This is a genomic window from Saccharopolyspora shandongensis (genome assembly GCF_900106995.1).
Lineage (GTDB): Bacteria > Actinomycetota > Actinomycetes > Mycobacteriales > Pseudonocardiaceae > Saccharopolyspora > Saccharopolyspora shandongensis.
The window spans coordinates 85,525-97,568 of the sequence record NZ_FNOK01000021.1 but is presented as its reverse complement, the minus strand read 5'-3'; the positions used below and the strand labels follow the sequence as shown (position 1 = coordinate 97,568).

General features: G+C 69.6%; 5 protein-coding genes and 1 pseudogene. 5 read left to right on the top strand and 1 reads right to left on the bottom strand.

Going from position 1 to position 12,044, the window contains the following annotated elements; all coding sequences use genetic code 11:
* Positions 1–463: 463 nt before the first annotated feature.
* The 5 genes and pseudogenes from BLW84_RS22600 to BLW84_RS49940 all read left to right on the top strand — a co-directional run.
* Positions 464–5,125: pseudogene (locus BLW84_RS22600) on the top strand (type I polyketide synthase); the annotation flags it as partial.
* 232 nt (positions 5,126–5,357) lie between these two features.
* Positions 5,358–8,855 (top strand): type I polyketide synthase, encoded by a 3,498-nt coding sequence (locus BLW84_RS49235; protein WP_093268378.1) that lies wholly within the window; start codon positions 5,358–5,360, stop codon positions 8,853–8,855.
* Between the two features lie 10 nt (positions 8,856–8,865).
* Positions 8,866–9,528: an O-methyltransferase gene (locus BLW84_RS22590; RefSeq protein WP_093268375.1), complete on the top strand. Its 663-nt coding sequence runs from the start codon at positions 8,866–8,868 to the stop codon at positions 9,526–9,528.
* 31 nt (positions 9,529–9,559) lie between these two features.
* The gene (locus BLW84_RS48440) at positions 9,560–9,703 is read left to right on the top strand and encodes a hypothetical protein (protein WP_218157423.1); all 144 of its coding nucleotides are present in this window, start codon (positions 9,560–9,562) and stop codon (positions 9,701–9,703) included.
* Between the two features lie 381 nt (positions 9,704–10,084).
* On the top strand, positions 10,085–10,213 hold the full coding sequence (locus BLW84_RS49940) for a hypothetical protein (RefSeq protein WP_281247434.1): 129 nt from the start codon (positions 10,085–10,087) through the stop codon (positions 10,211–10,213).
* An 808-nt stretch (positions 10,214–11,021) separates the two neighbouring features.
* Here BLW84_RS49940 and BLW84_RS22580 read toward each other — a convergent pair.
* On the bottom strand, positions 11,022–11,990 hold the full coding sequence (locus BLW84_RS22580) for a LysR family transcriptional regulator (RefSeq protein WP_093268372.1): 969 nt from the start codon (positions 11,988–11,990) through the stop codon (positions 11,022–11,024).
* Between the last annotated feature and the right edge of the window lie 54 nt (positions 11,991–12,044).

The window sequence follows — 12,044 nt, the reverse complement described above, 5'->3', positions numbered from 1 at the left end:
ACTCCCTACGTTTTGGTTTACCACCATTACAGGAGTGGGTTAGCGCAACGCTAGCAGCAGCAGAGGCGGATGGACCGGTCGCCGGCTCGCCTGCACCTTTATGCTTTGACGCTGCACTTTCGCGCACTGTACGCAAAGCGTGGTGATTCTTGCCGAGGATGCGCGGTACGACTGTTTGACGTGATCGCTATTTGCTGGCAGACCGGGCCCGAGGACACCGGGATTGTTCACTCAGCGAGTTCACCTGCGCCGACATCCCCCCTGTGCATGGGCATGGGATCGCCGCGGTCATCGACCACATTGGATTCTTCGCTGCGGCGCGCGTGCGAGACGGAGGTCAAGGCACTGGGACTTTCACCAGTCGACCGCAGGCCACGCCGGTCACATCGCGGCGTCGAATTCTTTTGCGCGTGAAAACTGTGCGGCAACGGCACAGCGACAACGCTGCCAATGTCTCGCATCCGTGGCGTGGGTGTTTTGTTCGCATTTTCCGAGGAGGGCCCGGATGGTAGGCAACGACAAACTGCTTGACTATCTCAAACGGGTCACCGCGGAACTCGATCTGACCACCGAACAGCTCCGGGCGACCGAGGACCGCCAGCGCGAACCGATCGCGATCATCGGTATGAGTTGCCGTTTCCCCGGCGGAGTGAACTCACCGGAAGACCTGTGGCGGCTGGTGGCCGAGGGCCGGGATGTCGTGACGGACTTCCCGAGCGATCGCGGCTGGCGGTTCGCCGCTTCCGGTGCCGCCGCCCAAGGCGAACCCGCGACTGCGTACATCCGCCGTGGCGGGTTCCTGACCGGTGCCGACGAGTTCGACGCGGACTTCTTCGGCATCGCACCGCGCGAGGCGCTCGCGACGGATCCCCAGCAGCGGTTGCTGCTGGAAATTGCCTGGGAGGCCTTCGAACGAGCGGGCATCGACCCCGACTCGCTGCGCGGCAGCCGCACCGGGGTGTTCGCCGGGATGGGCGGCTCGGACTACGTCCTGTCCGGGCTCCCGGTGCCGACCGCACTGCAGGGGCACCTCGTCACCGGCATCTCGGGCAGTGTCGCTTCCGGGAGGATCTCCTGCACCTTCGGACTACGCGGTCCCTCGATGACGGTGGACACCGCGTGTTCCTCGTCCTTGGTGGCGTTGCACCTGGCGGCGCAGTCGCTGCGTGCGGGTGAGTGCGACCTGGCGCTGGCCGGCGGTGTGTCCGTGATGTCCACTCCGGCCACTTTCACCGTGTTCGCCCAGCACGACGGCCTCGCGGCGGACGGGCGTTGCAAATCCTTCGCGGCCGCGGCAGACGGGACCGGCTGGAGTGAGGGCGTCGGAGCGCTGCTGGTGGAACGGCTGTCCGACGCGCGACGCAACGGACACCGGGTGCTGGCCGTAATTCGCGGCTCGTCGGTCAACTCCGACGGCGCGTCCAACGGCCTGACGGCTCCGAGCCGGACGGCGCAGCAGCACGTCATCGACACGGCGGTAGCCGCGGCGGGCCTGTCGGTGCACGAGGTCGACGCGGTGGAGGGGCACGGCACCGGCACCAGGCTCGGCGACCCCATTGAGATCCAGGCGCTTCAGGCCAGCTACGGCCGCAACCGGCCCGCCGACCGGCCGCTGTGGCTGGGTTCGATCAAGTCGAACCTGGGGCACGCGCAGGCGGCGGCGGGGGTGGCCGGCGTGATCAAGATGGTGCTCGCGATGCGGCATGGCGTGCTGCCTCGCACGCTGCACGTGGACGAACCCAGCGATCAGGTGGACTGGTCCGGCGACGCGGTCCGCCTGCTCACCGAATCGCGGCCATGGCCGGAGGTGAACCGGCCGCGGCGGGCCGGGGTGTCGTCGTTCGGGGTCAGCGGCACCAATGCGCACGTCGTGCTCGAACAGGCGCCGACGGACCGTGCCGAGGAACGGCACGCGCCGGATGTCGCTGTGCCGGTGGTGCTTTCGGCTCGATCCCCAGCGGGATTGCGCGCCCAGGCGGAGCGTCTGCGTGCGCATGTGCTCGAGCACGACCCGCGCCCGGCCGATGTCGGCCATTCGCTCGTGGTCACCCGCGCGGTCCACGACCACCGCGCTGTGGTCGTCGGGTCCGGCCGATCGTCCATTTCGGATGGTCTGGGCACGTTGGCCGGGCAGTCCGGGCCTGCCCGCAACGTGGTCTCGGGTCGCCGGACGGATGCGGCGCGGCGGCTGGTCATGGTCTTTCCCGGCCATGGCACGCAATGGACGGGCATGGCCCGCGAACTACTGGACACCGAACCGGTGTTCGCCGACCGGATGGCCGAGTGCGCGGACGCACTCGGCAGGCAGGTCGACTGGTCGTTGCCGGACGTGCTGCGGGGTGTTGCCTGCGCGCCGGGACTGGATCGGGTGGACGTGGTTCAGCCGGTGCTGTTCGCGGTCATGGTGTCCCTCGCCGAGCTGTGGCGCTCGTACGGCGTGACGCCATCGGCCGTTGTCGGGCACTCGCAGGGGGAGATCGCGGCCGCATGCGTGTCGGGTGCGTTGTCGCTGCAGGACGCCGCGCACGTGGTCGCGTCGCGCAGCAAGTCGCTGCGCCGGTTGTGCGGCCTCGGCGGGATGCTGTCCGTAGTGGCGTCGGTTGCCGAGGTCACGGATCTGCTGGAGCCGTGGCGTGGCCGTCTGTGGGTCGCGGCGGTCAACGGCCCGGCGGCGGTGACGGTCTCCGGTGACCTCGACGCCCTCGACGGGTTCGAACGCGAACTTTCCCGCCAGGGCATGCTGCGCTGGCGCGTCCCCGGAGCGGACTTCGCCGCGCACTCCGAACGCGTCGAAGAACTCCGAGAAGAGATCGAAGCCTCTCTCACGACCGTCACACCCGGCTCGGCAGCCGTTCCCTTCTACTCCACGGTCACCGGTCGCCGGCAGGACACGACGACTCTCGATGCCGCCTACTGGTACCGAAATCTGCGCGAGCCGGTCCGGATGGACGCCGCCGTGCGTGCCTTGCTCGACGCGGGGCACGGTCTGTTCGTGGAGGTCAGCCCGCAGCCGGTGTTGACGATGGGCCTGCAGGAGCTGATCGACGAGTCCGGCCAGGACGCCGCCGTCACCGGCACGTTGCGGCGCGATCACGGCGGTCGCGAGCAGTTCCTGTCCGCTGTCGCCGAGGTCCACGTGCGCGGGGGTGCCGTCGACTGGCGAGCCGCCTTCACCGACGCCCGAGTCGTCGACCTGCCCACCTATGCCTTCCAGCACAAGCGTTACTGGCTGGCCGACGAGATCGAGCAGGAGGGGACCGCGGCAACGGTTGCGGACGCGGCGGCCCAACCGTTCTGGGGCCCGGTGGACCGCGGCGACGTGGATGCACTGACCCAGCTGCTCGGTGTCCCCGGCGACACCCCGCTGCAAGCGGCTCTGCCCGCCATCGCCGCCTGGCGCCGACAGGCCGAGGAGACGGCCACCGTCGACTCGTGGCGGTACCGAGTCGCCTGGACACCGTTGGCGCTGCCCGGAACGCAGGCGCTGCCAGGCATCTGGGCGGTCATCGTGCCCGAGACGCACGAGCAGGACGAGCGCGTCCACGCGGTTCGCACGCACCTGGCGGCCAGCGGCGCGGACATCCGGACGGTGACGTTGTCGGCGAGCGACGCGGACCGCGACCGAGTCGCCGAACTGCTGCACGGCACGGTGAGCGACACGCGGACGGTCGCCGGGGCGGTGTCCTTGCTGGCCTTGGCCGAGGAGCCGCACCCTGACCACCGGTCGGTTCCCGTCGGTGTGGCGTTGACGCTGGCCCTGGTGCAGGCCATGACCGCGGAGGCGGCGGGGACGGCGAAACTGTGGTGCCTGACCTGGGGCGCGACAACGGCGACCTGCCGGACGCCCTCCCCCGCCCAGGCCCAGGTCTGGGGCCTCGGACTGGCGGTGGCGCAGGAACATCCGAGGTTGTGGGCGGGCCTGCTCGACCTGCCTCCGATGCCCGGCGCCGCCGAGGCGCTGCTGGCCGGCGTGCTGTCGAGCGGGACCGGTGAGGACCAGATCGCGCTGACCGCCTCGGGCGCGCTGGCCCGTAGGCTGGTCAGGGCTGCGGCCCCACGCCGCGGTGGCGCACCCTGGCGCCCGAGGGACACCATCCTGGTAACCGGTGGCACGGGCGCGCTGGGCGCACAGATCGCCCGGTGGGCCGCCCGCAACGGCGCGCGGCACGTCGTACTGCTGAGTCGAAGGGGCGCCGAGGCGCCGGGCGCCACCGAACTGGCCGAGGAACTCACCGAAGCCGGCGTCACCGTCGCGTACGAAGCCTGCGACACGGCAGATCTCGCGGGCCTCACCGGGGTACTCGCCCGCGTCCCCCCGGAATTCCCGCTCCGTGCGGTGGTGCACGCCGCCGCCGTGAGCGGAAAGTACGCCCCGGCCTCCGAAACCACGCTGGCGGAATTCGCCGAGGTGGTTTCGGGCAAGGTCGCGGGCGCGTCGAACCTGAACACCCTGCTGGCGGACGTCCCGCTGGACGCGTTCGTATTCATGGCATCGCTGTCCGGGGTGCTTGGCGGAGCGGGCCATTCCGCCTACAGCGCGGCGAACGCCTACCTCGACGCCCTGGCGGCCGGGCGCCGGGCGGACGGCCTCGTGGCCACGTCGATCGCCTGGGGTGGCTGGACCGAGACCGGGCTGTCGGACACGCCGCACGAACTGCGGGAACTGTTCAGCAGGCTCGGAGTCCGCGCCATGGCCCCCGGACCGGCGATCACCGCACTTCGCCGGGCCGTCGACGACGGCGAGGCGGCCTCGGTGGTGGCGGACGTGGACTGGTCGCTGTTCATCCCCGCGTTCACCGCCCTGCGGCCGAGCCCGTTGCTCGCGAACCTCTCCGGCAGCGACCGGACCGAGGAAGAGGACCGATCGGCGCCGTTGCGGGAGCGGCTGTCCGGGCGCGCACTCGCCGACCAGGAGAACATCCTGGCCGGCCTGGTGCGTGAGCTCGCCGCGGGCGTGCTGAGGCAGCCGGGAACGGACGCGGTCGAGGTCGACCGCACCTTCCGCGAGCTGGGGTTCGACTCGCTGATGGCCGTTGAGCTGCGCAACCGCCTCAACGCCGCCACCGGCCTGCGGCTGCCGGTCACCGTGGTCTTCGAGCACGCGACCCCGCAGGCGCTCGCGCGCAAGCTGCACACCGGATCGAGCCGATCTGGCGGACGTCGCCTTTTCCCTGATCAGCACGCGGTCGGCGTTCGAACACCGCGCGGTGGTGATCGGCGACGATCGCGCGGAGTTGCTGGCCGGCCTCACCGCGCTCGCGGACGACGCCCCCACGCCACGGACGATCGTCGGAGCGACCGGATCCGACGGCCCGACCGCGTTCGGGTACCCCGGGCAGGGATCGCAGCGACTGGGCATGGGCCGCACGCTGTACGAGGCCTTTCCGGTGTTCGCCACGGCGTTCGACGAGGTCACCGCCGAGCTGGACCGATACCTGTCCCGCCCGCTGCGCGAGGTGATCTGGGGCGAGACGCCCCATCTGCTCGACCAGACCGAGTTCACCCAGACCGGGCTGTTCGCCGTCGAGGTGGCGTTGACCGCGCTGGTCCGGTCCCTGGGAGTGCGTCCGGACGTCGTCCTCGGACACTCCGTCGGCGAGCTGGCCGCGGCGCATGCCGCCGAGGTGCTGTCCCTGCCCGACGCGGCCCGGCTGGTCGCCGCCAGGGCAAGGCTGATGCAGGCATTGCCCACCGGCGGGGCGATGGTGTCGATCCGGGCCGGGGAATCGACGGTTCTGCCGTATCTGAACGACCAGGTCGCGATCGCCGCGGTGAACGGACCTGACGCCGTGGTGCTCTCCGGCGCCGCGGAACCCGTCCTGGCAGCCGCCGCGGGACTGGCGGCCGGCGGCGTCCGCACGACCCGGCTGCCGGTCAGCCACGCATTCCACTCGCCGCTGATCACCGGAATGCTCGCGGAATTCCGGGCTGTCGCGCGGACAGTGGACTTCCGACCGCCGGCGATCCCGTTCCTGTCCGGTGTCACCGGCACGCTGGTGTCGGCGGCGGAGCTGTGCTCGCCGGACTACTGGGTCGCGAACATCCGGGACACGGTCAGGTTCGGCGACTGCGTGAACAGCCTGGTCGCCCAGGGCGTGGCACGCTGCGTGGAAATCGGGCCCGACGCGGTGCTTTCCGGCATGGCGCAGGACACCGTGCCGTGGATACCCGTGCTGCGCAAGCAACTCACCGAGCCGGCTGCCTTGCTCACCGCTCTCGCCCGGCTGCACGTGACGGGAGCGGCGGTGGACTGGCCGGCGTGGCTCGGCGGCGCCGGGCACCGGATCGAGCTGCCGACCTACGCCTTCCAGTCGGAGCGGTACTGGGTCAGCGCGCGCACCGGGGACGCGCACCGGAGCACGGGCGCTCTCGAACACGGCATCCTCCGCGAAGTGGTCGAGTCCCCGGACTCCGACCGGCTGGTGGTGACCGGGCTGCTGAGCCGGCAGGCCCAGCCGTGGCTGGGCGACCACGCCGTCGGTGGCGTCGTCCTGTTCCCCGGCACCGGATTCGTGGACTTGGCGGTCACCGCGGGACAACTGGCTGGTTGCCCGGTGCTGGCGGACCTGACCATCCAGGCGCCGTTGGTGGTGCCGGAGCACGACGAGGTGCACCTGCAGGTCGTCCTCGAGCCGGCTGAGGCGGGTGACCGAACGGTCAAGGTGTACTCACGTGACCAGACCGGCTGGACCTGCCACGCGTCGGGCAGCGTGTCGGCCGGCGAGGCCGAACCAAGCGCGGGCGTGACCCGCTGGCCGCCTGCGGGCGCCACCGAGATCCCGCTGGCAGGCACCTACGAAAGGATGCGCGAACTGGGCTTCGAGTACGGCCCGGCGTTCCAGGGGCTGCGCTCGGCATGGCGGACCGAAGACGCGGTGTTCGCCGAGGTGGGCGTTGACGACGACGGTGCCTATAGCCTGCACCCGGTCCTGCTCGACGCGACCTTGCACGCGGCCGCGTTCCTGCGGACGGCCGATGAGAAGGGCGGGCTGCCATTCGCGTGGACCGGGGTCTCGGTGCACGCACCAAGCGCCTCGGTCCTGCGCGTACGGCTGACCCGCAGGGGGCAGGACGTGCTGACGCTCGTGGCGAGCGATCAGACCGGCAACCCGGTGTTCTCGGTGGAGTCGTTGACCGTGCGGCCGGTGACCGCCGCACCGGCAGTGGACCAGGCGATGTTCACGCTCGACTGGCAGCCCGCGGCAACGGCCGACGGCACGTCCGGGCTCGCTTTCGTGACGCACCGCTGTGGCGGAGGCCCGGAACCGGCCGAGGCGGGCCGGGTTCTGCGGCTGCTGCAGGAATGGCTGGCAGGCGAGCGGTCCGAACACCAGCGGCTGGTGATCACGACCAGCGGGGCGGTCGCGGTGACCACCGACGAGGACGTACTCGACCTGGCCGCCGCGGGGGTATGGGGGCTGGTGCGCTCGGCACAGGCCGAACACCCCGACCGGTTCGTGCTCGTCGATACCGACGGCACGCACGATGAGCCGGCGCTCCTGGCCGCGGTGGCCGCCGGGGAGACCCAGGTCGCGATCCGCGCCGGCCGCATGCTGGTGCCACGTCTGGTGCGAGCCGCGGCAACGCCGATCAGCACGGCCACTCCCCTGGTGGATCCCGAGGCGACGGTGGTGATCACCGGCGGCACCGGCGTCCTGGGTGGTCTGGTGGCTCGGCATCTGGTGGCCGAGCACGGTGTTCGGAACCTGCTGTTGCTCAGTCGCCGGGGAATGGCTGCTCCGGGAGCCGCCGACCTCGCCGCCTTGGGCGCGCGAGTGGCCGCCGTCGACGTGTCCGACCGGGATGCCTTGGCCGAGGTGCTGACGGATGTCCGCGTCGGCGGCGTGATCCATGCAGCGGGTGTCCTCGACGACGGAGTCCTCGAGTCGTTGACGCCGGATCGGATCGAGCGGGTGATGCGGTCCAAGGCGACGGCGGCGCTCGCATTGCACGAGCTGACCGAGGATCAGCCCCTGTCGTTCTTCGTGATGTTCTCCTCGGCGGCCGGGATCCTGGGCAGCCCTGGTCAAGGGGCGTATGCCGCGGCGAACGCGGTGCTCGACGGTTTGGCTGCACAGCGGCGAGCGCAGGGATTGCCGGGGCAGTCGCTGGCATGGGGACTGTGGGAGCACGCCGAGGGGATGATCGCGGGGTTGAGCGCCATCGATCGGGCCAGGCTGGCCAGGGCGGGCGCGGTGGGCCTGTCGGCGGCCGAAGGGCTGGCGCTGCTGGATGCCGCAGTCCGGCTGGACAGTGCGCTGCTGGTTCCGGCGCGGTTCGCCTTGTCCCCCGGCCAGGACGTACCGCTGTTGATGCGCGGACTGGTCAAGCGGCACGTACGTCGTGGGCCGGAACGTCTGACGCATCGGTTGGCCGGACTGTCCGAAGTGGAACAGCAGGGCGTGGTGCTGGATGCGGTGCGCAGCCACGCGGCAGCGGTGCTGGGGCACACCGGGATGGAGTCCGTGCGCCCGCAGCAGGCGTTCAGCGACCTGGGTTTCGACTCGCTGATGGCGACCGAGCTGCGCAACCGGCTGGGCGTCGCGACCGGATTGCGGCTGCCACCGACGTTGATCTTCGACCAGCCCACGCCCACCGACCTGGCGGCACACCTGTGCACCCTGCTCGGGCCCCCGAGTACCGCGGCACCGTTGATCGAAGCCCTGGACCGCCTGGAGTCCTTGCTGCCCGCGCTGAAGCCGGATGACGCGACCAGAGCGGAGGTCAGCGGCCGATTGCAAGGGCTGCTGTCGAACCTGCGGGAACGTCCGGCGACGGAGGCCCTCGACCTCGCCGACGCTTCGGCGCAGGAAGTTCTCGACCTGATCGACAGCAAGTTCGGCCTGTCCCACTGATTGGAAGAAGATGGCACAGCAAACTGAGTTCTCGCCCGCGTTGCTGGACTACGTGCGAACGGTGTCTCTGCGGGACGACGAAATCCTCAGCGACCTGAGGAAAGAGACCGTCGAGCTGCCGATGGGCCGGGCCATGCAGGTGATGGCCGAGGAAGCCCAATTCCTCGCCTTGCTGGTCGCGTTGATCGGCGCCAGGACAGTCGTGGAAGTCGGCACGTTCACCGGTTACAGCACGCTGTGCATGGCCCGCGCCTTGCCCACCGGCGGACGACTGATCACTGTGGACATTTCCGAGAAATGGCCGATGATCGCGAAACCGTACTGGCAGCGGGCCGGAGTGGCGGACCGGATCGATGTCCGGATCGGGGCGGCGACGGACGTCCTGACCACACTGGCGACCGAACTCGCCCCAGCCGGAGCTGACCTGATCTTCGTGGACGCGGACAAAGCCGGCTACCCGGCCTACTACGAGAAAGCGCTACAGCTGGCACGGCCAGGCGGGCTGATCGCGATCGACAACACGGTGTTCTTCGGACGTGTCGTCGACGAGCACGCGTCCGATGCGGACACTGTCGCCGTGCGAGAACTGAACGCCGCCCTGCTCGAGGACGATCGCGTCGACCTGGCGATGCTGTCGATGGCCGACGGCCTCACCTTGGCCCGCAAGAGGTGAGGCCGGCCCGACCGCCGAACACGGATGTTCCATGACATCTGACGAGCATGCGCCGCGCGGGCCGTTGATCGTCACGCGGTCGACGAACCATGCGATCAGAACGTCGGCGCCCTGCGGCGGGGCGGTGAACGCCTCGGCCGACGCCGCCGACCTGTCATCTGCCCAGCACGAGTGATTTGAGCCCCACGGTTTCAGGTTGCCTGGGCTGTGGTTCAGCAGATCTCGTTGTCGATGTTGCCTCTGGTGGCCGACTGTTCGTAGCGCAACGCTCTTTCCTTCGCGTCGGTGAATCAGCGGGTCCGCCGACTACTCAGTGGCCACGGAACGTGCGCGGGGCAAAGGTCCCCTTTTTCTCACCGGAGTCCAGCACTACTATTGGAAACGCAGTACATGAGAGCCATCGGTGATGCCTTTCCGCCGATGGCTGGGGGATAATCGCGCACTCCCGCCCATTCGCCATCAGGAGCGCGCCTGGTGTTGTCACTGCGCACAGCACGATTTTGAACCAGAGATCCACTGAAACCATGACACCCAACAGCGACGATGAGGAACAGCCATGAAGATCAGCAATGTCTTCGGTCGTCAGCGCACCAACTGGGGAGGTTGGGGCGGCTGGGGCTGGGGCTGGGGCTGGGGTGGCTGGGGCTGGGGTGGCTGGGGCTGGGGTGGCTGGGGCGGCTGGTAACCAGGCCCTAGTACTCCCAGAGACCGCATCTAGATCAGCCAATTCCTAGCTAGCGAGCTCTACCCGTTGCTCCCACCCAGAAGCAGTCACACCCTGCTGCCGACTGGAAGCAAACAGATATGGGCGGTTGTGCTGTCGTTTCCACTGGACAGCGCAACCGTCGTTTTCGTGCCTCAAGGTCGGCCGCCGGTGGCCGGGCTCGCGCACAGCGGCAGGCGGGCCCGGCGGGATCACCCTTGATGTCCTTGCCTCTGCCGATAACCTCATCCTGTACGTGCCGAGAAATACGTCCATGCAGGTCAACAACTTTCGGCACATGACCGCTCACCGTCCGGGCCTGAGGGCAGAACGTTCCTAGCCGCGCTCCTCGTACCGCTGGCCCGCACGACGCTTCGCCGACTTCGGCTCCCGATCAGCCCGGACACGGGAAGGGGATGCGCCGGCCCACGCGTCGAAGTGCTCCTGCGCCAGTAGCAACAGCAGGAGGTACTGCTTGTCGAAGACGATGGCGGCGGCAGCGGTGCAGAGGAAAAGTCGTACCGCTCAGAGGCGTTGCCGACGAGTGCTCCGACCGCGACCTTCGACGCGGTCTTTGTCATCGAGAACAGGAACGGGAACTGTCTTCGGGATTTCGAGGGAGGGCGTGACGTTGTCCATGTGCAAAGGGGACCTTCCGGCTTATGCCTCAGCGGGATGGCTGGACGCCAAGCCTTGCCCTCAGAGGCAACATCAACGGGCGTGCGGGGAATAACGCGTCGGAAATAGGCTCGTGAGCGGCGGGCCCATGCGGCCGGGAAGCCGGCCGAGGTCATTCCGGGAGAAGCTCTGCGGTGCGGTCAGCGACCTCCTGCCGTAGGGCGTCGCGCACGGCCCGGACGGCGGGGTGGGTGGCCGCTTCCCGCCGCACGGCCAGCGTGATCGGCAGTCGGATGTCGACCTCGTTGGCCAGCAGCCGCCGCAGCTGGGCCCGGTGGGCCAGGAACGCCGGCAGCACGCCGATGCCCGCCCCCAGGCGGGTGGCTTCGAGCTGGGCGAAGACGTTCGTGGAGGAGAAGGCGGGAGTGAATCCCGGCAGATGGCGTTCGATGTCGAGGTCGCCGACCTGGAGCATCGACTCGATGTAGAAGATCAGCACGTGTTCTCGCAGGTCGGAAAGTGTCCCAGGGGACCCGCACCGGGCGAGGTACTCGTCGCTGGCGTACAGCCCCAACGTGTAGTCGGTGAGGTGTTCGGTCTCCAGGCGGCTCCCCGACGGTCTGCCGATGGCCAGGGCGAGATCGAAACCGGACGCATGTAGGGCCAGCTGCCGGGTCGCCGTGATCAGTTCAGCCTGGAGACCGGGGTGGCGTCGGCGTATCCGGGTCAGGGCGGGCGTGGCGACGACGGTGCCGAAGCCGTCCGGGGCGCTCACCCGCACGGTGCCGTGAAGTGACGGCGCGTCCTGACCGGACACTGCGTCGACGACGCGCGCGAGGGCCTCCTCGATCGCGCGTGCGTTCTCCGAGACGGCCCTACCGGCGTCCGTCAGGGCCCAGCCCTCCGAACCGCGCTCGATCAGCCGCAAGCCCAGGCTCTTCTCCAATGCCGCGACACGGCGGGACACGGTGGTGTGGTCCACGCCGAGTGCGTCGGCCGCGGCCACCAGACGCCCCGTGCGGGCGACCGCGAGCAGGTAGCGAAGATCGTCCGCGCGGATCAAGCGCGGATCAAGCCTGCTGCGGTCCGCCGGCGGAGGCGGGGCCGGATCCCCGGCGGCTGGGCGGGAACGGGGGTGCACGGGAACACCCTATCTGCATTTCTGCACATCGCGTCTGCGTCATTGGCGATTGAA

Coding starts and splice junctions, on each gene's coding strand:
- BLW84_RS49940 (WP_281247434.1), top strand. CDS start 10,085: ATGAAGATCAGCAATGTCTTCGGTCGTCAGCGCACCAACTGGGGAGGT.
- BLW84_RS49235 (WP_093268378.1), top strand. CDS start 5,358: ATGGGCCGCACGCTGTACGAGGCCTTTCCGGTGTTCGCCACGGCGTTC.
- BLW84_RS22590 (WP_093268375.1), top strand. CDS start 8,866: ATGGCACAGCAAACTGAGTTCTCGCCCGCGTTGCTGGACTACGTGCGA.
- BLW84_RS48440 (WP_218157423.1), top strand. CDS start 9,560: ATGACATCTGACGAGCATGCGCCGCGCGGGCCGTTGATCGTCACGCGG.